Annotated in this window: 24 protein-coding genes; 8 read left to right on the top strand and 16 right to left on the bottom strand. The window is 62.6% G+C overall.

Going from position 1 to position 24,044, the window contains the following annotated elements; genetic code table 11:
* Nucleotides 1–4: 4 nt before the first annotated feature.
* The 9 genes from bamA to rpsB form a co-directional block, all read right to left on the bottom strand.
* The gene (gene bamA / locus ACGLWX_RS16685; protein WP_396241401.1) at nt 5–2,356 is read right to left on the bottom strand and encodes an outer membrane protein assembly factor BamA; all 2,352 of its coding nucleotides are present in this window, start codon (nt 2,354–2,356) and stop codon (nt 5–7) included.
* A gap of 98 nt (nt 2,357–2,454) precedes the next feature.
* Nucleotides 2,455–3,813 (bottom strand): RIP metalloprotease RseP, encoded by a 1,359-nt coding sequence (gene rseP / locus ACGLWX_RS16680; RefSeq protein WP_396241399.1) that lies wholly within the window; start codon nt 3,811–3,813, stop codon nt 2,455–2,457.
* A 20-nt stretch (nt 3,814–3,833) separates the two neighbouring features.
* The gene (gene ispC / locus ACGLWX_RS16675) at nt 3,834–5,051 is read right to left on the bottom strand and encodes a 1-deoxy-D-xylulose-5-phosphate reductoisomerase (RefSeq protein WP_396241397.1); all 1,218 of its coding nucleotides are present in this window, start codon (nt 5,049–5,051) and stop codon (nt 3,834–3,836) included.
* Complete coding sequence (locus ACGLWX_RS16670; protein WP_396241485.1) at nt 5,048–5,869, bottom strand: phosphatidate cytidylyltransferase; 822 nt, start codon at nt 5,867–5,869, stop codon at nt 5,048–5,050. Before ACGLWX_RS16670 ends, ispC begins: the two co-directional genes overlap by 4 nt.
* The gene (uppS, locus tag ACGLWX_RS16665; protein ID WP_252109509.1) at nt 5,862–6,647 is read right to left on the bottom strand and encodes a polyprenyl diphosphate synthase; all 786 of its coding nucleotides are present in this window, start codon (nt 6,645–6,647) and stop codon (nt 5,862–5,864) included. The genes ACGLWX_RS16670 and uppS overlap by 8 nt, the downstream gene beginning before the upstream one ends.
* A gap of 84 nt (nt 6,648–6,731) precedes the next feature.
* Nucleotides 6,732–7,289, bottom strand: coding sequence for a ribosome recycling factor (gene frr / locus ACGLWX_RS16660; RefSeq protein ID WP_252109508.1), 558 nt, complete (start codon nt 7,287–7,289; stop codon nt 6,732–6,734).
* 4 nt (nt 7,290–7,293) lie between these two features.
* Nucleotides 7,294–8,061, bottom strand: coding sequence for a UMP kinase (gene pyrH, locus ACGLWX_RS16655; protein ID WP_252109507.1), 768 nt, complete (start codon nt 8,059–8,061; stop codon nt 7,294–7,296).
* 140 nt (nt 8,062–8,201) lie between these two features.
* The gene (gene tsf, locus ACGLWX_RS16650) at nt 8,202–9,071 is read right to left on the bottom strand and encodes a translation elongation factor Ts (protein ID WP_252109506.1); all 870 of its coding nucleotides are present in this window, start codon (nt 9,069–9,071) and stop codon (nt 8,202–8,204) included.
* A gap of 225 nt (nt 9,072–9,296) precedes the next feature.
* The gene (gene rpsB / locus ACGLWX_RS16645; RefSeq protein ID WP_252109505.1) at nt 9,297–10,046 is read right to left on the bottom strand and encodes a 30S ribosomal protein S2; all 750 of its coding nucleotides are present in this window, start codon (nt 10,044–10,046) and stop codon (nt 9,297–9,299) included.
* Nucleotides 10,047–10,392: 346 nt separating this feature from the next.
* Here rpsB and map point away from each other — a divergent pair, with 346 nt between their 5' ends.
* The 7 genes from map (at nt 10,393) to ACGLWX_RS16610 (ending at nt 18,335) form a co-directional block, all read left to right on the top strand.
* The gene (gene map / locus ACGLWX_RS16640; protein WP_396241395.1) at nt 10,393–11,181 is read left to right on the top strand and encodes a type I methionyl aminopeptidase; all 789 of its coding nucleotides are present in this window, start codon (nt 10,393–10,395) and stop codon (nt 11,179–11,181) included.
* Nucleotides 11,181–13,856 (top strand): [protein-PII] uridylyltransferase, encoded by a 2,676-nt coding sequence (locus tag ACGLWX_RS16635; RefSeq protein WP_396241393.1) that lies wholly within the window; start codon nt 11,181–11,183, stop codon nt 13,854–13,856. Before map ends, ACGLWX_RS16635 begins: the two co-directional genes overlap by 1 nt.
* Before the next feature lie 134 nt (nt 13,857–13,990).
* Nucleotides 13,991–15,187 (top strand): succinyldiaminopimelate transaminase, encoded by a 1,197-nt coding sequence (gene dapC / locus ACGLWX_RS16630; protein WP_396241391.1) that lies wholly within the window; start codon nt 13,991–13,993, stop codon nt 15,185–15,187.
* A 152-nt stretch (nt 15,188–15,339) separates the two neighbouring features.
* Nucleotides 15,340–15,687: a Spx/MgsR family RNA polymerase-binding regulatory protein gene (locus ACGLWX_RS16625; protein ID WP_396241389.1), complete on the top strand. Its 348-nt coding sequence runs from the start codon at nt 15,340–15,342 to the stop codon at nt 15,685–15,687.
* A gap of 68 nt (nt 15,688–15,755) precedes the next feature.
* Nucleotides 15,756–16,781, top strand: coding sequence for a 2,3,4,5-tetrahydropyridine-2,6-dicarboxylate N-succinyltransferase (dapD, locus tag ACGLWX_RS16620; RefSeq protein WP_396241387.1), 1,026 nt, complete (start codon nt 15,756–15,758; stop codon nt 16,779–16,781).
* Nucleotides 16,768–17,949 (top strand): succinyl-diaminopimelate desuccinylase, encoded by a 1,182-nt coding sequence (gene dapE / locus ACGLWX_RS16615; RefSeq protein ID WP_396241385.1) that lies wholly within the window; start codon nt 16,768–16,770, stop codon nt 17,947–17,949. The genes dapD and dapE overlap by 14 nt, the downstream gene beginning before the upstream one ends.
* Nucleotides 17,946–18,335 carry a hypothetical protein gene (locus ACGLWX_RS16610; RefSeq protein WP_396241383.1) on the top strand — a complete coding sequence of 130 codons (390 nt, stop codon included), beginning with the start codon at nt 17,946–17,948 and terminating at the stop codon, nt 18,333–18,335. Before dapE ends, ACGLWX_RS16610 begins: the two co-directional genes overlap by 4 nt.
* 84 nt (nt 18,336–18,419) lie before the next feature.
* Here ACGLWX_RS16610 and ACGLWX_RS16605 read toward each other — a convergent pair whose 3' ends face one another.
* Nucleotides 18,420–18,953, bottom strand: a complete 534-nt coding sequence (locus ACGLWX_RS16605; RefSeq protein WP_286087037.1) for a cold-shock protein — start codon at nt 18,951–18,953, stop codon at nt 18,420–18,422.
* A 166-nt stretch (nt 18,954–19,119) separates the two neighbouring features.
* On the opposite strand from ACGLWX_RS16605, the gene ACGLWX_RS16600 reads away from it, so the two are divergent.
* On the top strand, nt 19,120–19,368 hold the full coding sequence (locus tag ACGLWX_RS16600; protein ID WP_252109497.1) for a SlyX family protein: 249 nt from the start codon (nt 19,120–19,122) through the stop codon (nt 19,366–19,368).
* Between the two features lie 31 nt (nt 19,369–19,399).
* Here the strand turns inward: ACGLWX_RS16600 and ald are convergent, their stop codons facing one another.
* The 6 genes from ald to rpmB form a co-directional block, all read right to left on the bottom strand.
* A complete protein-coding gene (gene ald, locus ACGLWX_RS16595) occupies nt 19,400–20,518 on the bottom strand; it encodes an alanine dehydrogenase (RefSeq protein ID WP_396241381.1) in 1,119 nt (372 codons plus the stop codon).
* Nucleotides 20,519–20,697: 179 nt separating this feature from the next.
* Nucleotides 20,698–21,147 (bottom strand): acyl-CoA thioesterase, encoded by a 450-nt coding sequence (locus ACGLWX_RS16590; RefSeq protein WP_396241379.1) that lies wholly within the window; start codon nt 21,145–21,147, stop codon nt 20,698–20,700.
* A 36-nt stretch (nt 21,148–21,183) separates the two neighbouring features.
* Complete coding sequence (locus ACGLWX_RS16585) at nt 21,184–22,392, bottom strand: class I SAM-dependent rRNA methyltransferase (protein ID WP_396241377.1); 1,209 nt, start codon at nt 22,390–22,392, stop codon at nt 21,184–21,186.
* A 21-nt stretch (nt 22,393–22,413) separates the two neighbouring features.
* Nucleotides 22,414–23,247: a bifunctional DNA-formamidopyrimidine glycosylase/DNA-(apurinic or apyrimidinic site) lyase gene (gene mutM, locus ACGLWX_RS16580; RefSeq protein ID WP_396241375.1), complete on the bottom strand. Its 834-nt coding sequence runs from the start codon at nt 23,245–23,247 to the stop codon at nt 22,414–22,416.
* Nucleotides 23,248–23,402: 155 nt separating this feature from the next.
* Entirely contained in the window at nt 23,403–23,558 is a 156-nt protein-coding gene (gene rpmG, locus ACGLWX_RS16575; protein WP_227391162.1) for a 50S ribosomal protein L33, read from the bottom strand.
* Nucleotides 23,559–23,604: 46 nt separating this feature from the next.
* Nucleotides 23,605–23,841 carry a 50S ribosomal protein L28 gene (gene rpmB / locus ACGLWX_RS16570; RefSeq protein WP_038481085.1) on the bottom strand — a complete coding sequence of 79 codons (237 nt, stop codon included), beginning with the start codon at nt 23,839–23,841 and terminating at the stop codon, nt 23,605–23,607.
* Between the last annotated feature and the right edge of the window lie 203 nt (nt 23,842–24,044).

Genomic DNA, 24,044 nt, shown 5'->3' with positions numbered 1-24,044 from the left:
CGTATTAGAACGTTTGTCCCAACGAGAACTGGAAGAACTGCGTATCGTCGCCGCTTTCATCATTGAGCGGCTCGGCCACGCTAAAGGTCAACGGGCCCACCGGCGTCAGCCAGGAAAGACCGATACCCGCGCTGTAGCGCAGATCACCCAAGTCTACGCCGGAACTGCAGCGCTGACGGCCGGCATCTTCGTCCAGCACGTCGTAGCAGGAATCGAGGAAGGTGTTACCCGCATCGAAGAACAGCGATGTCTGGATCGAGCGCTGATCTTCGACGAAGGGCAGCGGGAAGAGTACCTCGGCGCTGCCTTCGACCAATACGTTACCGCCAAGCGTACGGTCGCGGCCGCCTTCGCGGGCCGGGGTGGTACGCTGCCCCAGGGTGTTGGAGGTGTAACCGCGCACCGAACCAAGACCACCGGAGTAGAAGTTTTCGTAGAACGGGAACGGGTCATCGGTGCCCAGAGTATCGGCATAGCCGAGATTACCGGTGAACTTCAGTGCCCAGGTCTCTTCCTCGTTGATCGGGAAGAGCTGCTGGGCGCGAGCGCGGGCCTTGTAGTACTGAGCGTCGCTGCCCGGCACACCGGCTTCCAGCGACAGGCGCTGGTAGCTGCCGGCAGTTGGCATGATGCCGCGGTTCAGGTTATTGCGCGTCCAGCTGGCGGTGAGCTTGAGACTCTGCGCGTCTTCGCCCTGATCCTCGACGTAGCGACGGATTTCCGAGGCGGTATCGAAGTAGGTCTTGATCGTCAGATCCTCGACGCTGGCGCCGAAGTTGAGCCTTGAAAGTTCGCTAACCGGATAGCCGAAGTTGATACCCGCGCCATAGGCGTCGGTGGAGAACGTCGAGATGTCCGAGTCGGCGTAGTCGGTTTCGCGATAAAACACGTTATAGCCGCGCGAGATGCCGTCCAGCGTCCAGTAGGGGTCGGTGAAGGCGAAGTTGACGCTGGTGAAGGTGTCGCTTCGCTGGGCGCCCACGTTGACGCGGTTACCGGTACCGAGGAAGTTGTTCTGGGCAAGACCCACGCCGTAGATGATACCGGCGCTTTGCGAGAAACCGACGCTCGCCGACACCGAGCCCGAGGGCTGCTCTTCGACGTTGTAGGTCACGTCCAGCAGATCCGGCTGACCAGGGACCGGCTGGGTGTCCACTTCCACTTGGCTGAAAAAGCCCAAGCGCTCGAGGCGTTGGCGCGACTGGGTGATAGATTCTGTGGAGGCCGGTGCGCCTTCCATCTGGGTCATCTCACGGCGCAGCACTTCGTCCTGGGTGGTGGTGTTACCGTAAAACTCGATCCGGCGAACGTAGGCGCGCTGGCCCGGGTCGACGGCGATCACCAGATCAACGGTGTCGCCGCTGCCGGTCGGCTCCGGCACGCCGCGCACCTCGGCGAAAGCGAAGCCTTCGGCGCCCAAGCGGCTTCGTAGCGCCTCGGTGGAGGCGTTGACGTCGGCGCGGGAGAAGACGTCGCCGCTTTGCACTTCCAGAAGCTGGCGCGCTTCGCTTTCACTGATTTGGAGATCGCCGGCAAAACGAATATCGCCGACGCGAAACTGCTCGCCCTCGTCCACATTCAGGGTGATGTAGATATCGGACTGCTGCGGGCCGATCGACACCTGGGTGGAGGTCACGTCGAAGTTAACGTAACCGCGGTCGAGGTAGAACGAGCGCAGCCGCTCGATATCACCGGCCAGCGCCTCGCGCGAATACTCGTCGTTGGAGAACCAGCCGAAAAAGCGCCCAGGGCGGTCTTCGAGTTCGAAAACGCTGCGCAGCGTGTCATCATCGAAGTCCTCGTTGCCGACGATGTTGATCTGACGAATGGTCGCCACATCGCCTTCCTCGACGTTGATATTGACCTGCACGCGGCCCGTGTCGATCTCCTGAACGTCAGTGCGAATGGAGGCGTTGTAGCGCCCCTGAGACTGATAGACGCCTTCGAGTTCGCGCTGAATCTCCTCGAGGGTAGAGAGCTGCAGCACCTGACCCTCGGAAAGGCCGGACTGACGCAGGCCGCGGCGTAGATCATCGTCGGCGATTTCACTGTTGCCGGTGATATTCAGCCGCGCGATGGTCGGGCGTTCGACGACCTGGATGACCAGCACGTCGCCTTCGCGAACGAGCGAGACGTCTTCGAACAGGCCGGTGGCGAACAGGTTGCGCGCCGCGGCGGCCAGCTCCTGCTCGCTGACGCGGTCGTTGGCGCTGACGGGAAAGGCATTGAAGACCGAGGCGGCGGATACCCGCTGCAGCCCTTCCACACGAATGTCCGAAACGTCAAAGGATTGTGCCTGGGCGCTGCTGGACGCCGCCAGCAGAAGTGCCGCCATTCCAAGGGTCTTGATTTTCATGCAGTCAGTTCGCTCGCGTTGGTCTGCCGGTTGTTAAACAGGCACCATATACATTTGTGCAGGCGGATGACAAGGCATCCCACGCGCTACACGCGTCATTACCAAAGGCGCATCAGATCGAAGTAGAGCGCCATGACCATCAGCGTCCCTACCATGGCGAGCCCGATACGCAGCCCCATTGCCTGGGTTTGTTCTGAAACCGGGCGACCCCGCACGATCTCGATAAAATAATAAAGCAGGTGCCCGCCATCGAGCACCGGAATCGGCAGCAGGTTCAAAACGCCGAGACTGATGGAAAGGTACGCTAAAAAGCCGACGAACGCTTCCATTCCCGCCCGGGCGGAGTCACCAGAAATCTGGGCGATCGTGATGGGCCCCGAGAGATTGGAGGGTGAAATGAGCCCCACCAGCATCTTGCGGATCGCATCGACGGTCAAAACGATCATTTCACCGGTGCGCGAAAACGCCTGGCCCACCGCTTCGATCGGCCCAAAACGGATCTCGCGCGTCAGCTCTTCGGGCCAGTCGACCTGCTCGACCCCTGCGCCAATGTACCCAACCTCGGCGCCGTTCTCCAGTGGTTTGCTTTCCGGGGTCAGCGACAGCGTCGACGGCTCGCCGCCGCGCTCGATGCGCACCGTCAGCGGCTGGCCTGCGCTCTCACGAATGATGCCGACGAACGCCATCCAATCCTCGACCGGCGTATCGTTGACCGCCAGAATCCGGTCGCCGGGCTCGAGACCAGCGCCAGCGGCGGCGCCATCGTCGAGCACCTGGCCGAGCACCGCGGGCACCGGCGGTCGCCAAGGGGTGAGGCCCAGGCTGTGCAGCGGCCGGGGTGGGTCCTGGCGGGCAAGGTAGTTCTCCACCGGCAGTAAATAGGTGCGCGCGGGGCTCGATGCGCTTTCCCGCGCACTAAAGGCGAGCTCGCCGCTGTAACCGATCAGCGACACGAGCTTTAGATTGATCTCCTCCCAGGAGCGCATGGGATCCGCCTGAATGGCGGTAATCTCGGCGCCTTCCGGCAGGCCCGCCTCATACGCCGGCGAGTCCTGGGCGACGTTGCCGATCAGCGGAGTCACGGTGGTGGTGCCGGCGACGAACAGCGCCCAGTAGACGATCAGCGCCAGCAGGAAATTGGCGATCGGCCCGGCAGCGACGATGGCAATGCGCGCCCATACGCTTTTACGATTGAAGGCCTGATCGAGCTGCTCCTCAGGCACGGGCGCTTCGCGCTCATCGAGCATCTTGACGTAGCCGCCCAGCGGTATCGCCGCCACGGCGAACTCGGTGCCGTGGCGGTCGGTCTTCGACCAGAAGGGTTTACCAAAGCCCACCGAGAAGCGCAGCACCTTCACGCCGCAGCGCCTGGCGACCCAGAAGTGGCCGAATTCGTGGAAGGTGACCAAAAGCCCCAACACGACGATGACCGCCAACACGTTCTGTAATAGCCCCACGCGCGCCTCCTTTCGGTCGCTTACCCGCCGGCCTGGTTCTCGCTGGAACGCGCGGTATCGAGCAGCGCGTTTGCCTGCTCCCGCGCCCACTGATCGGCGGCCAGAATCGCCTCGACGCTATCCGCACGGTGCGCGTGCGGGGCCTGGACGACGCCGGCCACTACCTCGGCAATGCCGCCAAAGCGCAGTTGGCCATTTAAAAACGCCTCTACCGCCACTTCGTTGGCGGCGTTCAAAATCGCCGGCGCCGCCCCGCCCTGCTGCATCGCCTCCCGCGCTAGGCGCAGACAGGGAAAGCGCGACTCGTCTGGCGCTTCAAAATCGAGCCGCGCGATCTGAAAAAGATCCAGCGTCTCGACGCCGGAGTCGATTCGCTCAGGCCAAGCCAGCCCGTAAGCGATCGGCGTGCGCATGTCCGGGTTGCCAAGCTGAGCGATCACCGAGCCATCATCATACGCGACCATGGAGTGAATCACGCTCTGCGGATGCACCACCACCTGAATTTGATCCGGCTGGGCGTCGAACAGCCAGCACGCCTCGATCAGCTCCAGGCCCTTGTTCATCAGCGTGGCGCTATCCACGGAAATCTTGCGCCCCATCGACCAGTTCGGGTGCGCGCAGGCCTGCTCCGGCGTGGCGGCGTCAATGTCCGCCGCGCTCCACTGGCGAAACGGCCCGCCGGAGGCGGTGAGCAGAAGCTTTCGAACCCCGTGGCGCGCAAGCCCACCGCGATGCTCGGCCGGCAGGCACTGGTAGATGGCGTTGTGTTCGGAGTCGATGGGCAGCAGTGTGGCGTTGGAGCGCGCGACGGCGTCCATGAACAGCGCCCCGCTCATCACCAGCGCCTCCTTGTTGGCAAGCAGTATCCGCTTGCCCGCCTCGGCGGCGGCCAGCGCCGGCATGAGCCCGGCCGCCCCGACGATCGCCGCCATCACGGTATCTACGCGCTCGTCTCTGGCAACGGCGCACAGCGCCTCAACGCCGAAGCTCACTTGGGTGGCAAGACCCGCGTCTTCGAGCGCCCGGGCAAGCCAGGCAGCGTCATCAGCGCCGTCCAGTACCGCCACGTCCGGGTGATGCGCTTGGCACTGCTCGAACAGCGCCTCTTTCGAGGTGTGGGCGGCCAACGCGAACACCCGGTAGCGCTCCGGGTGGCGAGCAATGACATCGAGCGTGCTCTTGCCGATCGAGCCGGTCGAGCCCAACACGGTGACGCGCTGTAACGCGGGCGGCGTCATAGTGCGGCCACCTGAACGCTGAGCACTTCAGAATAGAACAGCGCGAACACCGGAATCGCCGCGGTCAGGCTGTCGACACGGTCGAGCACGCCGCCGTGACCCGGCAGCAGGTTGCTCGAATCCTTGATGTCGCGAAAGCGCTTGAGCATGCTCTCGAACAGATCACCCAGCACCGAGACCAAGGTGACCAGCGCGGTTATCGCGACCAGCGTGACGCCGCCGGCCACGCCCATCGGCTGCCAGAAGGCAAAGCCGACCGCCAGCAAAAACGTGGCGACCAGCGCGCCATACACGCCCTCCCAGGACTTGGCCGGGCTTACTCGTGGGGCGAGCTTGCGCTTGCCAAAGCGCCGACCGGCGAAGTAGGCGCCGATGTCGGCGCTCCAGACCAGCAGCAGCACGAACAAAAGCCAGACGCCACCGCTTTCGCGCAGCACGTTGAAGCCCACCCAGCAGGTCAACAGCACCCAAAGACCGATGGCCAGACGCTCGGCGCGGCCGTGCCACTGCTGGCGCTTTTCCGGATAGTTCGCCACCCAGTAGAAGTTGACCGCCCAGCCGATCGCGGCAAGCCACAAGGGCCAGCTCGAGTAAGCGAAGTCACCGACCCACATCGCCGCCATGAACAGCGCCATGAGCGCAACCCATTTGAGGCGCTGCGCGCCACGGGAGACGCCGGCCAGATTGGTCCACTCCCATGCCCCCAGCAGCACGATCACTGCGGTGAACAGGGCAAAGGCGCCGCCTTTGAGTCCAAACAGACCGATCAGCGTTAACGGGGCCAACCAGGCTGCGGTAATGATCCGCTGTCTAAGCACCATGCGCCTCTATTTGTTCGTCCGTCATGCCAAAGCGTCGGCGCCGGGAACAAAACTCGTTCAAGGCGTCATCGAACGCCTGGGCACCGAAGTCCGGCCAAAACAGGGGGGAGAAGTAGAGCTCGGCGTAGGCCAGCTGCCAGAGCAGGAAATTGGAGAGCCGCTGTTCGCCGCTGGTGCGAATACACAGATCTACCGGCGGCACGTCGCCGGTGTTCATCGCCTGGTCGAGGCGCGTCTCGTCGATATCCGCTGGGTCGAGCGTGCCTGCCGCGACCTGCTCGGCAAGCGCGCGGCTGGCGCGGGCGATGTCCCAGTGGCCGCCGTAGTTGGCGGCGATCACCAGGTGCATACCGGTATTGTCGGCGGTCAGCGACTCGGCGCGCTGGATATGTTTTTGAATGGCGTTAGAGAAGCCCTGCTGCTCACCGATCACCGAGAGGCGAATATTGCGCTCGTGAAGCTTTTTGACTTCGCGCTTGAGCGCCATCAAAAAAAGCTCCATCAGCGCGTTGACCTCGGCGGCCGGGCGCTTCCAGTTCTCGCTGGAAAAGGCGAACAGGCTTAATGTCTTCACGCCGCGCTCGGCGGCGCGTTGGATGACCGCACGCACCGCCTCGACGCCGGCACGGTGGCCGCGAATGCCGGAAAGCCCCCGCGCACGCGCCCAGCGATTGTTACCGTCCATGATGATGGCGATGTGCAAGGGGATCGCCCCGCCGGCATGAGAAGGCGTGGCAGCGCTTGGCGCCTGAGTCGGAAACTGCGGAGACGTCATGGGGTCTTGCACCAACGTTCAGTCATAAATGAGCCATACCGTCGCCCGGGCACACTAATGCCCGAGCGTTATAAAAAGACAAGACTAGACCTGCATCAGGTCCTGTTCCTTGGCCGTCAGCGCCTTGTCGATTTCGGCGATGTACTTGTCGGTCAGCTTCTGGATCTCGTCTTCGCCCTGGCGCTGATCGTCCTCGGTAATCTCCTTGTCCTTCAAAAGCGACTTGAAATCACCGTTGGCATCGCGGCGCACGTTGCGGATGGCAACACGTGCGGTTTCCGCCTCGGCGCGAGCCTGCTTGATGTAGTTCTTGCGCGTGTCTTCGGTCAGCATCGGCATCGGCACGCGAATCACATTGCCAGCGCTTGATGGGTTAAGACCCAGATCCGCGGTCATGATCGCTTTTTCGATCTTCGGCACCATGGGCTGCTCCCAGGGCGTAACGGTCAAGGTCCGTGCGTCTTCCACGTTGACCGACGCCACCTGGTTGAGCGGCACCTGGCCGCCGTAGTAGTCCACGGTGACCGCATCCAGGATGCTCGGGTGCGCGCGCCCGGTACGGATCTTGTTGAAGTTGGTGTGCAGCGCGTCGACGCTTTTCTTCATGCGCGTTTCGGCATCTTTCTTGATGTCGTTAATCACGTGTTTATCCTCTGTCTATCAGCGTGCCTTCCTTGCCCCCTACGACAAGATTGAGCAGGGCGCCAGGCTTGTTCATGTCAAATACCCGTACCGGCATGTCATGGTCCCGTACCAGGCAGATAGCGGTCAAATCCATGACGCCGAGTTTTTGCTCCAGCGCGTCGTCGTAGGTGAGCTGGTCGTACTTGACCGCGTCCGGATACTTGACTGGGTCCTTATTGTACACACCGTCCACCTTGGTGGCTTTAATGACCACGTCAACATCGACTTCGATGCCACGCAGACACGCCGCGGAGTCGGTGGTGAAAAACGGGTTGCCGGTGCCGGCGGAGAAGAGCACCACGTCCCCCGAGGTCAGATAACGGATCGCCGTACGGCGGTCGTAGTGCTCGACTACGCCGCTCATGGGAATCGCTGACATCACTCTGGAGCGAATATTGGAGCGCTCCAGCGCGTCGCGCATGGCGAGCGCGTTCATTACCGTTGCCAGCATTCCCATGTGATCGCCGGTGACTCGATCCATGCCCGCTTCGTTGAGTGCCGCACCGCGAAACAGGTTGCCGCCCCCGATTACGATACCGACCTGTACGCCGATGCCGACCAGTTGGCCGATTTCCAGCGCCATGCGATCCAGCACCGCCGGGTCAATCCCGAAATCGTGCTCCCCCATCAGCGCCTCACCAGAGAGCTTCAAAAGAATCCGCTTGTACTTGGACTTCGACTTGTCCATTTTGCCGGCGATGGGGCTGGCGTCTTGAACATCACGTGACATGGGCATCTCTCCTGAGTGGAAGGCAAGGGTGGGCAGCCGACCAGAGCATCGAGCGAGGGCGAACCCCGCCAAACGTAAGGGCCGGATACACGATGGCGTGCGCTTGCGCGCACGCCATCATCGAACTGGAACCTCTGACCTTAGCGACGGCCAGCCTGTTCCATAACCTCTTTGGCGAAGTCGACTTCTTCTTTCTCGATGCCCTCGCCTACTTCAAAGCGCGTAAAGCTGACCACTTCACCACCGGCGGCCTTCACGAACTCGGCAACGGTCTGGTTGGGGTCCTTGACGAAGGGCTGCTGCGTCAGGCTGTTCTCGGCCAGGTACTTCTTCAGGCGGCCTTGAACCATCTTCTCGGCGATCTGCTCGGGCTTGCCGGCCATATCGGGCTGGGCCAGGATGATCGCTTTTTCTTCGTCAAGCTCTGCTTGGGGCATATCTTCCGGGTGAGAAACACTCGGGTTGATCGCCGCCACGTGCATGGCAACGTCTTTCGCGGTTTCGCTGTTACCGCCGGTCAGCACGGTCAGCACGCCGATACGGCCGCCGTGGACGTATTCGCCCACCAGACCGCCTTCAACGGCGTTGACCACAACGGCACGACGCACGCCGATGTTCTCGCCAATTTTCTGAACCAGCTGCTCGCGTGCGGTTTCGATTTCGCCTGCGGTGACCGCGGCTACGTCTTCGCTTTTAGCGGCGAAGAAAGCGTCGGCCACTGTCTTGGCGAAGCTGATGAAATTGTCGTCACGCGAAACGAAGTCGGTCTCGGAGTTGATCTCGACCATTACGCCGTAGCTGCCGTCGTCGGCGACGCGGGTAACCACGGCACCTTCGGCGGCGACACGGTCGGCTTTCTTCGCGGCTTTAAGACCCGAGTTTTTACGCAGGTTCTCGATGGCCACGTCGATATCGCCACCGGTTTCGGTGAGTGCTTTTTTGCACTCCATCATGCCAAGACCGGTACGTTCGCGCAGTTCTTTAACCTGAGAGGCGCTGATAGCTGCCATGAGAAATTCACCTCTGAAAGGATTCTTGAGAGTTGGACGCGCTACAAAGTATACACAAGGCGTGTTGACCGCTTTATGTCACTGCCTGATCCAACAGGCAATCGTTTGTAGTGCGTATGCCGGCGCAGGAGCCCGGCGTAATCGGCCCGCCAAGCGGGAAAAAGGGGGCCAAAGCCCCCTTCACGCGATGCGGCTCAACTGCCCGCCGCATCCACCGTAGCCGTGTTACTCGGCCGCAGCGTCAGTTTCGGCGGAAGCCTGCTCGTCGGTTACTTCAACGAACTCATCCGGACGACCTTCTTTAGCACGGCCACACGCGTCGGCAATCGCCTTCACGTAGATCTGGATCGCGCGGATGGAGTCGTCGTTACCCGGAATGACGTAATCCACGCCATCGGGGTTGGAGTTGGTGTCGACCACGCCAATGACCGGGATACCCAGCTTATTGGCTTCGTTGATCGCGATGCGCTCATGATCAACGTCGATCACGAACAGCGCGTCCGGCAGGCCGCCCATGTTCTTGATACCGCCGATGGAGCGCTCGAGCTTCTCCTGCTCGCGCGTGGCCATCAGAACTTCTTTCTTGGTCAGCTTCGCGAACGTGCCATCTTCGTGCATGGTCTCAAGCTCGCGCAGACGCTTGATGGACTGACGAATGGTCTTGAAGTTGGTCAGCATGCCGCCCAACCAGCGATGGTTGACGAACGGCTGGTTGACGCGATTGGCTTCTTCTTTGATGACCTTGCTGGCGCTGCGCTTGGTGCCAACGAACAAAATCTTGTTGTTGGACGCCGCCATCTTCTCGACCACGTCGATCGCTTCGTTCAGCGCCGGCAGGGTGTGCTCGAGGTTGATGATGTGGATCTTGTTGCGCGCGCCGAAGATGAACTTGCTCATCTTCGGGTTCCAGTATTTGGTCTGGTGACCGAAGTGAGCGCCTGCTTTAAGCAGATCACGCATGTTGACGTGAGCCATGGTAGAACTCCTGAAACTCGGGTTAGGCCTCCACGCACCCCATGGATCCGACCGATAGTCTCAGCGCTCTAAAAGCGCCTTAAGAGGCTAACGGCACCCGGGACCATGTGCCGGTGCATGTGTGTTTTCAAGGCTTGCTGTATTAGCCTTGCGGCAACGCCGCAGACTCTGTATTGACGCCGACCGGCATGGTCGCCGCGCCGCGCGCCGAAAAAGGCGATTGCGGGATGGCGATTGCAGGAAAGCGCGCGGCTTTATACCATATATCATTGCCAAGATGAAGTCGCCCTTCGGGGTTTGCGCGCGCCGCGTGCATTACCGACCCAACCCGCCATATCGAGAAGTCATGAACGTTCCTATCAAGACCGCGGAAGAAATCGAAAAAATGCGCGAAGCCGGCCGCCAGGCCGCCAGCGTGCTCGAGATGATCACCCCTTATGTCGTCGCCGGCGCCTCTACCGGCGAGATCGACAAGCGCTGTCATGCGTATATCGTCGACGAGCTGGGCTCGACACCGGCGCCCTTGAACTACCACGGTTTCAGTCACGCGACCTGCACCTCGATCAACCACGTGGTGTGTCACGGCATTCCGGACTTCGACAAGACGCTCAAAAACGGCGACATCATGAACCTGGACATCACCGTGAAAACGCCGGACGGCTACCACGGCGACTCCAGCATGATGTTCATCATCGGCGACACCATTCAGGGCGAGCGCCTTTGCCGCGTGACCCAGGAGTGTCTTTACAAGAGCATGGCGCTGGTCAAGCCCGGCGTTCATCTGTCAGAGCTTGCCCGCGCGATCCAAAAGCACGCCGAAGCGAACGGCTACTCGGTGGTGCGCGACTTCTGCGGCCACGGCATCGGCGCCGGTTTCCATGAAGACCCGCAGTTTCTCCACTACGATGGCTACGCGCCTTCCGCTGACATCGCACTCAAACCCGGCATGTGCTTCACCATCGAACCGATGATCAACGTCGGTAGCTACAAGACCAAGGTGCTGCGCGACGGCTGGACCGCGGTGACCAAGGACAAGAGCCTTTCCGCTCAGTGGGAGCACACGCTGCTGGTTACCGAAAACGGCGTTGACGTGCTGACCGCGCGCAGCGACGAAGACCTTAGCTTCCTCAACTGATGCTCCTCCACCACCACCGGTTCGAGCCGGACGCGACGCTTTTCGACCTGGCAGCGTTTCGCACCGAGCTTGCCGGTACACGCTCGCCGATCGCGCCCTTCAAGGCCGCTCTAAAGGAACTGCAGGCGCGCCTGGACGAGCGCTTTCGTGCAGGCGCCGACATTCGCGACCTGGTACGCGGGCGCGCCTGGTACCTGGATCAGCTGCTGGCCATCGCCTGGGAGCGCTTCGAGTGGCCGGACGATGGCATCGCGCTGATCGCCGTCGGTGGGTACGGGCGCGGCGAGCTGCACCCGCACTCCGACGTCGATCTACTGCTGCTGCTCGAGCACGACGACGACAGCGCCTACCGCGAGCCGCTCACCGCCTTTATCACCTTCCTTTGGGACATCGGCCTTGAGATCGGCCACAGCGTGCGCTCGTTAAGCGACTGCGAGCGCGAGGCGGCCGAGGACGTCACGGTGATCACCAACCTGCTCGAGTCGCGCCTGATCGCTGGCCCCGAGCAGTTAAGGCAGAAAATGCGCGAGCGCCTGGCGCCGGAGAATCTGTGGCCGGCGGATCGCTTTTTCGAGGCCAAGTGGCAAGAGCAGATCAGCCGCCACTACCGCTACAACAACTCCGAGTATCACCTGGAGCCGAATTTAAAGAGCTCGCCGGGCGGGCTTCGCGACATCCAGATGATCGGCTGGGTGGCCAAGCGCCACTTCGATACCGAGCAGTACGCCGACATCGTCGCTAACGGCTTCATGAACGATGCCGAGCTTCGAATCCTGAGCCAGGGGCAGGCCTTTTTGTGGCAGGTGCGCTATGCGCTGCACATGATCACGGATCGCGCCGAAGACCGGCTTTTGTTCGACCATCAGCGCACCATCGCCGAAATGTTCGGCTTCAAGGATACCCCAGAGCGTTTGGCCGTCGAGCAGTTCATGAAGCGCTACTATCGCCACGTGACGGCGCTGGCCGGGCTCAATGACATGCTGCTGCAGCACTTCGACGAGGTGATCCTGCGCGGCAAGGAGGTGCTCGAAACGGTCACGCTCAACGAGCGCTTCGAGACGCGGGGCGGCTACATCCAGGCGCGCTCGAGAACGCTCTTTCGCGACCATCCCGACGCAATGCTCGAGCTGTTTCTTCTGATGGCCAAACACGAGCACATCGAAGGCGTGCGCGCCGACACCATTCGCCTGATTCGCGACCACCGCCACCAGATCGACGACCACTACCGCGAAGACCCGCACCATCAGCGCCTGTTCATGGCGATCATTCGCGCACCCGGCAACGTACCGCGCCAGCTTAGGCGCATGAACCGCTACGGGATTCTGGGCAAGTACCTGCCGGAGTTTGGCCGTGCGGTGGGCCTGATGCAGCACGACCTGTTTCACATCTACACCGTCGACGCCCACACCCTGCGACTTTTGAAGTTTCTTCACGGCTTTCGCAAACCCGACGCCAAGGCGGACTTCCCGGTGGCGGCCACGCTGATTCATCAGCTACCCAAGCTCGACCTTCTCTGGATCGCCGGGCTTTTCCACGATATCGGCAAGGGCCGTGGCGGCGATCACTCCGAAATCGGCGCTGTCGACGTCGAGCATTTTTGTCAGCGCCATCACGTTTCGCCCCACGACACCAACCTGGTGAGGTGGCTGGTCGAGCACCACCTTCTAATGTCGATGACCGCACAAAAGCGCGATATCAGCGACCCGGACGTGATTCGCGATTTCGCCCTAGCGGTGCGCGACGAGACCCGGCTCGACTACCTGTACGTGCTTACCGTGGCGGACATCAACGCCACCAACCCGACGCTCTGGAACGGCTGGCGGGCGTCGCTTTTGCGCCAGCTCCACGCCGAGACCAAACGTGCGCTGCGCCGCGGGCTCAAGAACCCGCCGGACCGCGACGACTGGATTCGCGAAACCCGTTTGGAGGCGCGCTCGCTGCTCTCCAACGTAGGCGTGGAGAGCGCACGCATCGACACCCTTTGGGAAACGCTGGGCGAGGACTACTTTTTGCAGTACGCGCCGAGCGAAATCGTCTGGCAGGCCCAGGGCATTCTCGCCCACGAGGGCTCGAAGCTTCCGCTGGTGCTGATCAGCGCGCCGACCGAGGACATGGCCGAAGGCGGTACCAAGGTCTTCATCCACACCCGTTCGGTGGACGATCTGTTCGCCGCCACCGCCGCGGCGATGGAGCAGTTGGGGCTTTCGATCCACGACGCGCGCATCGCCACCTCCCATAACGACTGGACGCTCAACACCTTCATCGTGCTCGACAGCCACGGCCAGCCGATTCGTGAGCCCGGCGCCATCGAGGAGATGCGCAGCCACCTGGTCGAGGAGCTCGACGACCCGGACGACTATCCGCAGATCGTCACGCGCCACACGCCGCGCCAGCTCAAGCACTTCAAGGTGCCGACCGAAGTGCTGATCGAGCAGGACCCGGCCAACGAGCGCACGCTCTTAGAGCTGACCGCCCCCGACCGCCCGGGGCTTCTGGCCCGCGTCGGGCGTATTTTCATGGAGCAGGACATTGCGCTCTCGACGGCGAAGATCGCCACGCTCGGCGAGCGGGTCGAGGACGTGTTCTTCATCACCACTAAGGCCGGCGAGCCGCTCACCGACCCGGCGCGCCAGCAGCAGCTTCGAAGCCGGCTGATCGAGGTACTCGGCGTTTGAGCCACTGGAAAACGTGGGGGACACTTAAGTGCGCAACGCGGGTTTGAGGTGGTCAGTGGCCATGCTTATAATCGAGGGCGCTTTTATCGCGCCTCGATCCCACGCCGCTCAGCCCGCCCATCAACGGACACGCCATGAATTCTGATCTCAACGCCCTGCACCCCTATCCGTTCGAGAAGCTGGCCACGCTCAAAAAGGGGCTCGTCACCCCCGAGGGCCTTGCGCACATCGCCCTGACCATCGGCGAGCCCCAGCACGCGCCCTACCCGGCGGCGCTGACCGCGCTGGCACAAAGTCTCGATGAGATGGCGCGCTACCCGGCGACCAACGGCCTTGGCGAGCTGCGCGAGCAGATTAGCGCTTGGGCCACGCGGCGCTTCGGGCTGGCGGGGCTCGATCCGGAGCGCGAGGTAATTCCGGTCAACGGCACCCGCGAGGCGATTTTCGCCTTAGTTCAGGCCGCGCTCGATCGAAACCGCCCTGCGAACGTCGCGGTGCCCAACCCGTTCTATCAGATCTACGAAGGTGCGACGCTGCTGGCCGGCGGCACGCCGCTGTATCTTGACTGCCGCGCCGAAAACGGCTTTCGCCCGAACTTTTCCCAAATCGACGCCGCGACCTGGCAGGACGTGCAGATCGTGTTTCTCTGCTCGCCGGGCAACCCCACCGGCGCGGTCACCTCGATGGACGAGTTCAAGGCGCTGATCGCGCTCGCCGACGAGCACGACTTCATCATCGCTTCTGATGAGTGCTATTCGGAGCTCTACCTCGACGAGGCCGCCCCGCCGCCGGGGCTCCTACAGGCCTGCGCCGAGCTTGGCCGCGATGACTATCGCCGCTGCGTGGTGTTTCACTCGCTCTCCAAGCGCTCGAACCTGCCCGGGCTTCGCTCCGGCTTCGTCGCCGGCGACGCCAATATTCTCACGCCCTTCAAGCGCTATCGCACCTATCACGGCTGCGCCATGTCGCTGCCGGTGCAGCGCGCTTCGATCGCAGCGTGGCAGGACGAGACTCACGTGCTGGCCAATCGCGACGCCTACCGCGAGAAATTCCAGGCGGTGACCGAGGTGCTCGCTCCAGTGATGGACTTCCCCACGCCCGAGGCGAGCTTCTACCTTTGGCCCGCGGTGCCCGGCGGCGACGACATCGCCTTCACCAGGCGCCTGTTCAGCGAAGAGCACGTCAGCGTGCTGCCGGGCAGCCTGATGGGCCGCGAGGATGCCTCTGGTCATAACCCGGGCACCGGGCGGCTGCGCCTGGCACTGGTCGCCGAGCTCGAACCGACCCTGGAAGCCGCGCGCCGCCTTCGTCGCTTGATCGAGCGCGGCTAGGCGTTTTGCAATCGCGATATTTTGGCTATGTTGATTTTGGTCATGCTGATTTTGAACATGCTGAAGTTAAACATGATGAAGCTGGCCACGCGAACGAAACGCCATGACACGCCGGCGAACGGACGACCATCAGAGCAACGACAGGAGGCTTTATGCTGACGCTTTACATCATCGATAACTGCGATACCTGCCGCAAGGCGCGCAAGGCGCTGGACGAGAAAGGCCTGGCCTTCAAGACTCACGACCTGCGCAAGGACGGCCTGTCGGCGAGCCTTCTGGAGCACATTCTCGAGCAAATCCCGCTGCTGGACGCCATCAACAAGCGCAGCAAGACCTGGCGGGAGCTGCCGGAAGAGGAAAAAGAGGGGCTGGATGCGACCTCCGGCCGCGAGCTTTTGCTCAAACATCCCACGCTCTTGAAGCGCCCACTTCTGGAGCTCGATAGCCACCGCATTCTGGTGGGCTATCAAGAGGGTGATTACGACAACATCACCCAGTAACCCAATGATTGGCCACTGACAGTGGCGACACACGTTACTCACGACCTAACCGGAAAGGAAGACGCTTTATGCTGAGCTTCGCGCTTGGAATCGGCACGCAAAACACGCAAGGCGACTGGCTGGAAATCTACTACCCGGCGCCGCTTTTCAAACCCGCCGAGAGCCTGGTGAGCGCCGTGCAAAAGGCGCTGGACGCCCCCGCCGGCACCCAAGCCGTGAGCTTTCTACCCGAGGACTGCGAGCGCCTAAGCCAGGCGCTTCATGAGGCCGGCCACGCAGAGCAGGCGAGCATCGCCGCTTCGCTGGCCGACAGCCAGCGCCCGCTGGTGGCCATGTTCATCGATACCGATGAGGCCCCCCAAAGCGCCCCGGAGGTGTATCTCAAGCTGCACCTGCTCTCACACCGTCTGGTCAAGCCCCACGGCCTCGACCTGACCGGCATGTTCGGCCTGTTACGCAACATCGCCTGGACCAGCGAAGGCGCCATCGACATCGAAGAGTTGGCACAGCGTCGCTTGAAAGCACGCCTGGCCGGCCGGCCGCTCTCCGTGGACTGCGTCGACAAGTTCCCCAAAATGACCGACTACGTGGTGCCCGCGGGCATTCGTATCGGCGACACCGCCCGCGTGCGCCTGGGCGCTTATCTGGGCGAAGGCACCACGGTGATGCACGAAGGGTTCGTCAACTTCAACGCCGGCGCCGAAGGCCCGGGCATGATCGAAGGCCGCATCTCGGCGGGCGTATTCGTCGGTAAAGGCTCGGATCTGGGCGGCGGCTGCTCCACCATGGGCACGCTCTCCGGCGGCGGCAACATCGTCATCAAGGTCGGCGAAGGCTGCCTGATCGGTGCCAACGCCGGCATCGGCATTCCGCTGGGAGACCGCTGCACCGTCGAAGCCGGGCTCTACATCACCGCCGGCACCAAGGTCACGCTGCTCGACGATCAGAAAAACGAGGTCAAGACCGTGTCCGGTCGCGAACTCGCCGGCCAAAACGATCTGCTCTTGCGGCGTAACTCGCAAACCGGTCGCGTCGAGTGCTTGACCAATAAAAGTGCCGTGGCCCTGAACGAGGCGCTGCATGCCCATAACTGAGCCCGAGGGGCTGTCGCCGACGCTCTCGCTTGCCTTCGATCTTTTGAGCCGGGCCTCGGTCACGCCGGACGACGAAGGCTGCCAGGACGTGATGATCGAGCGCTTGGAGGCGCTTGGCTTTCACGTCGAGCGCCTGCGTTTTGGCGACGTGGAGAACTTCTGGGCGGTGCGCGGCCACCACGGCCCGGTGCTGGCCTTTGCAGGCCACACCGACGTGGTGCCGAGCGGCCCGCCGACCAACTGGGAGTTCTCGCCGTTTTCGCCCTGCATCGATGATCACGGCATGCTCTGCGGGCGCGGCGCCTCCGACATGAAAGGGAGCCTGGCGGCGATGATCACCGCCGTCGAGCGCTTCGTTGCGCGCGCGCCGGACCACGACGGGCGCATCGCCTTTCTGATCACCGCCGATGAAGAGGGCCCGGCCATCGACGGCACCCGCGCGGTGGTCGAGCACCTTCGCGAGCGCAACGAACGCCTGGACTACTGCATCGTCGGCGAGCCCTCCTCCACCGCCACGCTTGGCGACGTGATCAAAAACGGCCGGCGCGGCTCACTGGGTGGCGTGCTTCACGTCAAGGGCGTGCAGGGTCACGTGGCTTACCCGCACCTGGCGCGCAATCCCATTCATCAGGCGCTGCCGGCGCTCGAGGCGCTTACTCGCGAGCACTGGGACGAAGGCAACGCGTTCTTCCCGGCGACCAGCTTTCAGATCTCCAACTTTCGCGCCGGCACCGGTGCCACCAACGTAATCCCCGGCGAGATCGAGGTGGTGTTCAACTTCCGCTACTCCACGGAAGTCACTCATGAAGAGCTGAAGGCGCGTACCGAGGCGATTCTCGAACGCTTTGATCTCGATTTTCATATCGAGTGGACGCTCAACGGCGAGCCGTTTCTGACCGCCGAAGGCGCGCTGGTGGACGCAGTGATGACCGGGGTGGAAGCGATTACCGGGCAGCGCCCGACGCTTTCGACCAGCGGCGGCACCTCGGATGGCCGCTTCATCGCCACCCTCGGCGCCCAGGTGGTCGAGCTCGGCCCGCTCAACGACACCATTCACAAGGTCAACGAGCGCGTGCGCGCCAAGGATCTTGACGAGCTAAGCCGGATCTACGAGGCCACGCTGGAGGCGCTATTCACTGCTGAAAACGGCCGGGAGCCAACACGATGAGCGAGCGCTTTCCGGATATCGAGGTGTACCTGGCAAAGATCGAGTTCGAGGCGCTCAACGCCTGGCTTTTCGACACCCTCAATGCGCCGGCGCTGCGCCCGGCGGGCAAGAACAAGTGGAAAAGCCAAGGGCTAAAAGATGGGGTCGAGGTACCGGTACTGCTGGTGGAAAACGCCGCCGACGGCTTCGCGAGCCTTTGGTTCGACAGCGCTCACACACCCTGGCCCACTGATCAGGCCTGCGCGACGGCGGCGGCCCCGGCGCTGGGCGTGGAGGTGCGCTGCTCGCTCGGTGGCTGGAGCCCGGGGGATGACCCGGACGCGTTCTGGCAGGTGCGCCCCAATGGCGAGGCCCAGCGCATCGCCTGGCCGGATTCCGGACGCTAATCCGCGCTTCGCGTTTTTACCTGCCCTAAAACGCCACTGGCCCCGCGATTGCGGGGCCAGTGGTTTGAAGCGGGAAGCGAGCGGTCAGGACTCGATAATGCTCACGTCGTCGGCCTGAAGGCCGCGATCGTTTTGAATCACGTGATAGCGCACGATCTGCCCTTCGGCGAGCATGCGCGGGCCACGACCGCGAATGGCGCGAAAGTGAACGAACACGTCCTCGCCGTTATCGCGGGTAATGAAACCGTAGCCCTTGTTGGTATTGAACCACTTCACTTCCCCCTCTTCACGCCCGTCGTTGGGGTCGATCACTTCCGCCGGCTCTTCCTCGACCGGCTCCGCAGGGCGCGGGGCAGGTTTGGCGCGAACCGTTTCGGCACTGACGACCACGGGAGGCGCGAACGCCGCCGCGGCCAGCGTGCCGACCAGCAGTACGATAAAGCTACCCAGGGCGACGGCCACGTAAACACCGGTCGTGCCGATAATGGCAAGCTCGGAAAGCCACTGCTCGGCGAGCGGGGCGTCGGTGAGATGCACAAGACCGGCCAGCAACAAAGGCGTGGGCGCGGCGAGTAATACACTGATCAATAAACAGCGAACAACAACTTTTGGGTTCATGGATATAAAAAGCTCTCTTGTTGTATGAGTAACAAACAAAGGAAAATACGCGGCGCGATTATAGCAACCCTCCACTTTGGCGATAAATATTCGAGCAATATCGCTTACGTCGCGCAAAAGGCGGGCTAACCCTACCGAGCATACACTACAAGGTTTCGATCTTATCATGACAAACGAATTATCGCCCGCCGAGCTCGGCCGCCGGCTCGACGCGTTGGAGAGCAAGCTCGCCTATCAGGAGCACTGGCTGGACACCCTCGACCAGACCGTCGCAAGCCAGGCGCGGCAGATGGAAAAACTCGAACGAATGAACGCACTTATGCGCGACCGTCTGCGAGAGCAGCACCACACCCAGAGCGATCATGCAGACGGCGGGGCCTATCGCCTTGAAGACGACGTGCCCCCGCACTACTGAGCCTCTTACGGCTTTAAAGCGGCGCCCGCCTTCAGGCGTCGATCAGCGACTCACCGCTCACGTACTCAAGGCCAAACGCCTCGGCCACTGCCCGGTAGGTAACCTGGCCTGCGTGAACGTTGAGCCCCGGCGCAAAGTGGGCGTCGTCCTTGAGCGCCTGCTGCCAGCCCTTGTCGGCCAGCGCCAATACGAAAGGAAGCGTGGCGTTGGTCAACGCCTGAGTGGAGGTGCGCGCCACCGCCCCTGGCATGTTCGCCACGCAGTAGTGGACGATGCCGTCGACGAGATAGGTCGGCTCGGCGTGGGTGGTAGGTTTGCTGGTCTCGAAACAGCCGCCCTGGTCGATGGCAACGTCCACCAGCACGCTGCCTGGCTTCATCCCGGCGAGCATGTTGCGGGTGATCAGCTTCGGCGCCGCCGCCCCTGGAATCAGCACCGCGCCGATGATCATGTCCGACGTCTTCGCCGCCTCTTCAAGGGCGTCCGCCGTGGAGTAGACGGTTCGGATGCGGCCCTGATACCGATCATCGAGCTCGCCCAGACGGGCAATGGAGCGATCCAGGATCGTCACGTCGGCGCCGAGACCCAGCGCCATGCGCGCGGCGTTTTCACCCACCACGCCGCCGCCGATCACCGTGACCTTGCCCGGCGCCACACCGGGCACGCCGGGCAATAGCACCCCGGCGCCGCCCTGGGCTTTCTCCATGCTATGGGCACCGGCCTGTACCGCCATGCGCCCAGCCACCGTGCTCATCGGCGCCAGCAGAGGAAGCCCGCCCTTGCCATCAACGATAGTCTCGTAAGCGATACAGGTCGCGCCGCTGTCGATGAGGCCTTGGGTGAGCGACTTTTCCGCCGCTAGGTGTAGGTAGGTAAAGAGCGTATGCGCCGGGGTCAGCCGGGCGACTTCTTCGGGCTGCGGCTCCTTGACCTTCAAAATCAGTTCGGCGTTTTGCCAAAGGGCGTCGACGTCCGCCTCGATACGCGCCCCCGCCGCCTCGTAGTCGCCATCATGAAACCCTGCACCTTCACCGGCGCCAGCCTGCACGCACACCGTATGGCCGCGCCCGACAAGCTCGCGGGCGCCGGTGGGGGTCAGCGCAACGCGGTATTCGTGGTTCTTGATTTCCTTGGGGACGGCGATCTGCATGGCGGGCCTCTCGATGAACTCTAATGAACGTTTCCTCATTACAGCACAGTCGAAAGGCGCTGCCAGCGCGCGGTCTTAAAACGAGAAAAACGCCGGTAAAGGCGTTTTTCAGAAGAAAATTCTGGGGCAAACCGGGCGCTGACAGAAAAATCCGCTCTATCCGGTCGCGGCCTGGCGCCCTACCCGCTCCCCTCAGGCTCGCTCACCACCGCCGAGCCGTAGATTCGCCGATACTCCTCGGGCAGGCGCTGGGGGCGCCCGGTGGAGAGCGCGGCGCACACAAAACGCGTGCGGGCATTGAGCAGCGTCTTGCCGTCGCTTTCACGCTTGAGCTGGAACCGGCGGGTAAGGCTCAGGCGCTGGTCGCACTCGACGATCCAGGTGGCCAGCGCAAGAGTATCGCCCTCGAAGGCAGGAGCGAGGTAGTCGAGCTCGTGGCGGTGCACCACCATCGCCCGGTCGAGCGCGCGATAGCGGGCAAGATCGAGGCCCAGAACTTCAGAGTGGGCCCAGCTGATGCGCTCGATCCAGCGCAAATACTCGCCGTTGTTGACGTGACCAAACGAGTCGATGGCGCGGGCCTCGACGGTGATCGTCATGACGTACGGCGCTGGCAGTGCCCACTCCATGCTGACTCCTTACGCGTAGTGGATGACAGCCCTCGATCAGTCGCGGTAAACCCGCACGCCCAGCGCCTTGAGGTAGGCGGTTTCAGGAATCGCCGGGTGTACCGGATGATCCGGCCCCTGATGGCCCTGGAAAATGACCTGGCCGTGGCGGTCCTGGTGGCGAACCGCGCCGCGCACCACGTCGACCAGGCGGTCGTGACCCAGGTGCATTGAGCAGGACGCCGAAAGAAGCAGGCCGTCACGGCCGAGAAGGCGCATCGCTTCGCGGTTGAGCCGAGCGTAGGCGCGCTCGCCGTTGGGAATGTCCTTGCGCTTTTTGATGAACGCCGGCGGGTCGAGAATCACTACGTCGAACTGCTCGCCGTCGGCCTTGAGTGCGGCCAGCGCCTCGAAGGCGTCGCCTTCACCCACCGCCACCTGCTCGTGCACGCCGTTGAGCTCGGCGTTACGCGCCACCTGCTCGAGCGCGGCTCCCGAGCTGTCCACGCAGAGCACTTCCGAGGCGCCGCTGGCCGCGGCCTGAACACCCCAGCCACCCACATAGCTGAACACGTCCAGCACGCGCTTGCCCGCCACCTGGCCGTTGAGCCAGGCGCGGTTGACGCGGTGATCGAAGAACCAGCCGGTCTTCTGACCGTTGAGCACCGGCACAACGAAGCGCGCGCCGTTCTCCTCGATCAGCACTTCGTCGGGAAGCACGCCCTTGACCACTTCGACCTGAGCCTCGAGCCCTTCCTGGCGGCGCCCGCCTGTGTCGTTGCGGAACACGATCACCTCGGGCTTAACGACCTTCTCCAGCGCGTCGACGATCTCGTCCGCTAGCGCCTGCATGCCGGCGGTGTTGAGCTGCACCACGAGCACGTCACCAAAGCGGTCGATGATCAGCCCGGGCAGCAGGTCGCCTTCGCCGTGAATCAGGCGGTAGAACGGCTGGTCGAACATGCGCTCGCGCAGCGCCAGCGCCTGGTTGAAGCGGTGTACGAACAGCGACCGGTCAAGGCGCATCTCCGGGTCGCGGGACATGATGCGAGCGCAGATCAACGAGTGCGGGTTCACGTAGGCCACGCCAATGGCCTTGCCGCTGGAGGCCTCGATCAGCGCGGCCTCGCCGGCGGCGAACTCCTTGAGCGGCGTCTCTTTGGTATCCACCTCGTTGGAGTAGATCCACAGATGCCCCGCCTTCAGGCGGCGGTCGGCATTTTTATTCAAGCGCAGGCGTTGGGTCACTGGTTTCTCCAAAAGCATCGGCAAAGCGTGAAAATAAGTTTAGCGCTGACATCCCGGGCAGAAAACACTTGCCCGCTGACCCAAAACGATGCGCTTTAGGGACTGCCCGCAGCGCCGGCAGGGCTCGCCCTGACGCCCGTAGACGTTGAGCTGCTGGGCGAAGTAGCCAGGCTCGCCCTGGCCGCTGACGAAATCGCGAAGCGTGGTGCCGCCTTGGGTGATGGCGGCAGCCAGCACTTCCTTGACCGCCACCGCCAGGTCATCAAAGCGCGCTTTCGAAATACGCCCGGCAGCGCGGCGCGGGTCGATGCCGGCGATGAACAGCGCCTCCGCGGCGTAGATATTGCCCGCCCCAACCACCACGCGGTTGTCCATCAAAAACGGTTTGACCGCCATGCGCTTGCCCCGCGAGAGCCGGTAGAGCCAAGCGCCGTCGAAGGCCTCGCTCAAGGGCTCCGGGCCCAGGTGCGCCAAACGCGTGTCCTCGGTGCCATCACCCTGCTGCCAGTCGACGAAGCCGAAGCGGCGCGGGTCATGGTAGCGAAGCACGAAGCCCTCGCCGGTCACGAGATCCACGTGGTCGTGCTTTTTGGGCAGATCCCCGACGCGGGCGATGCGCAGGCTGCCGGACATGCCCAGGTGCCATAACAGCGTCCCCTCGCTCCCGCCCTCGCTGGACGCCAGCGGCAGGCGCAGATACTTGGCCCGGCGCGTGACGCTTCCCACCCGAGCGCCGATCAGGCGCTGCTCGAAGTCCTCGGGCACCGGTACGCGCAGGCGGCGGTTGCGCACGCGCACCTCGGCGATCTCCTGGCCCTCAATATAGGGCGCGATGCCCAGACGGGTGGTTTCGACCTCGGGCAGCTCGGGCATGACGGATACCTGTAAGAGTTGAAGTCGGCCAAGGGTCGCTTAGAGCGCAGGTGGCTATCCGGCGGTGCAGGGGCCATGCATGCAAAAACCCGGCTTTTAGGGCCGGGTTTTCGGCAGGCCAGGCCTGCGGTGAAAGCCGATCAGCGTAATCGAAATTACTTGATCTTGGCTTCCTTGTAGATAACGTGCTTGCGAACCACCGGGTCATACTTCTTGAACTCGAACTTGTCGGGGGTGTTCCGCTTGTTCTTGTCGGTGGTGTAGAAGTGGCCGGTACCGGCGCTGGACACCAGACGAATCTTATCGCGCATGGTTCAATCTCCCAAAATGCGTCGCTAATAATAGCTGAAAACGAGCTTAGATGGCGTCGCCGCGCTTGCGGATGTCGGCCAACACGGTCTCGATACCTTTCTTGTCGATGATGCGCATACCCTTGGAAGAGACGCGCAGCTTCACGAAACGGTTCTCGGATTCAACCCAGAAACGGTGCGTGTGCAGGTTCGGCAAGAAACGACGACGTGTCTTACGCTGGGAGTGTGAAACGTTATTACCAGTTACCGGACGCTTGCCGGTAACCTGACATACTTTGGACATGAGAGCCTCCAACCGCTTGGCCAGGGTATAAGCCTGAGTGTTCAAAACTGTCGGGCAAACCGGAAGGGAGGGAGTCAGTCGATGCCGCGATGGCCTGGCTGTACCCGAATCCGTTATTCAACCCAAGTTTAAAGGTGGCACTTTATACCAGAGCATCCGGTCAGCGGCAAGCAAAAGCGTGCCTAAAGGGTCAAAAAGGCCCT

The organism is Halomonas sp. HMF6819 (assembly GCF_044335525.1).
Classification (GTDB): domain Bacteria; phylum Pseudomonadota; class Gammaproteobacteria; order Pseudomonadales; family Halomonadaceae; genus Vreelandella.
The sequence above is the reverse complement of the archived record's forward strand: the minus strand, read 5'-3'. Positions and strand labels throughout refer to the sequence as shown.

Bases quoted from the DNA above. Each gene is read 5' to 3' on its own strand.
- map (WP_396241395.1), top strand. From the start codon at position 10,393: ATGAACGTTCCTATCAAGACCGCGGAAGAAATCGAAAAAATGCGCGAA.
- ACGLWX_RS16625 (WP_396241389.1), top strand. From the start codon at position 15,340: ATGCTGACGCTTTACATCATCGATAACTGCGATACCTGCCGCAAGGCG.
- ACGLWX_RS16605 (WP_286087037.1), bottom strand. From the start codon at position 18,953: ATGAACCCAAAAGTTGTTGTTCGCTGTTTATTGATCAGTGTATTACTC.
- ACGLWX_RS16610 (WP_396241383.1), top strand. From the start codon at position 17,946: ATGAGCGAGCGCTTTCCGGATATCGAGGTGTACCTGGCAAAGATCGAG.
- mutM (WP_396241375.1), bottom strand. From the start codon at position 23,247: ATGCCCGAGCTGCCCGAGGTCGAAACCACCCGTCTGGGCATCGCGCCC.
- ispC (WP_396241397.1), bottom strand. From the start codon at position 5,051: ATGACGCCGCCCGCGTTACAGCGCGTCACCGTGTTGGGCTCGACCGGC.
- rpsB (WP_252109505.1), bottom strand. From the start codon at position 10,046: ATGGCTCACGTCAACATGCGTGATCTGCTTAAAGCAGGCGCTCACTTC.
- ACGLWX_RS16585 (WP_396241377.1), bottom strand. From the start codon at position 22,392: ATGCTTTTGGAGAAACCAGTGACCCAACGCCTGCGCTTGAATAAAAAT.
- ACGLWX_RS16590 (WP_396241379.1), bottom strand. From the start codon at position 21,147: ATGGAGTGGGCACTGCCAGCGCCGTACGTCATGACGATCACCGTCGAG.
- dapE (WP_396241385.1), top strand. From the start codon at position 16,768: ATGCCCATAACTGAGCCCGAGGGGCTGTCGCCGACGCTCTCGCTTGCC.
- rpmG (WP_227391162.1), bottom strand. From the start codon at position 23,558: ATGCGCGATAAGATTCGTCTGGTGTCCAGCGCCGGTACCGGCCACTTC.
- ACGLWX_RS16635 (WP_396241393.1), top strand. From the start codon at position 11,181: ATGCTCCTCCACCACCACCGGTTCGAGCCGGACGCGACGCTTTTCGAC.
- tsf (WP_252109506.1), bottom strand. From the start codon at position 9,071: ATGGCAGCTATCAGCGCCTCTCAGGTTAAAGAACTGCGCGAACGTACC.
- uppS (WP_252109509.1), bottom strand. From the start codon at position 6,647: ATGACGTCTCCGCAGTTTCCGACTCAGGCGCCAAGCGCTGCCACGCCT.
- ald (WP_396241381.1), bottom strand. From the start codon at position 20,518: ATGCAGATCGCCGTCCCCAAGGAAATCAAGAACCACGAATACCGCGTT.
- dapC (WP_396241391.1), top strand. From the start codon at position 13,991: ATGAATTCTGATCTCAACGCCCTGCACCCCTATCCGTTCGAGAAGCTG.
- rpmB (WP_038481085.1), bottom strand. From the start codon at position 23,841: ATGTCCAAAGTATGTCAGGTTACCGGCAAGCGTCCGGTAACTGGTAAT.
- ACGLWX_RS16600 (WP_252109497.1), top strand. From the start codon at position 19,120: ATGACAAACGAATTATCGCCCGCCGAGCTCGGCCGCCGGCTCGACGCG.
- pyrH (WP_252109507.1), bottom strand. From the start codon at position 8,061: ATGTCACGTGATGTTCAAGACGCCAGCCCCATCGCCGGCAAAATGGAC.
- dapD (WP_396241387.1), top strand. From the start codon at position 15,756: ATGCTGAGCTTCGCGCTTGGAATCGGCACGCAAAACACGCAAGGCGAC.
- bamA (WP_396241401.1), bottom strand. From the start codon at position 2,356: ATGAAAATCAAGACCCTTGGAATGGCGGCACTTCTGCTGGCGGCGTCC.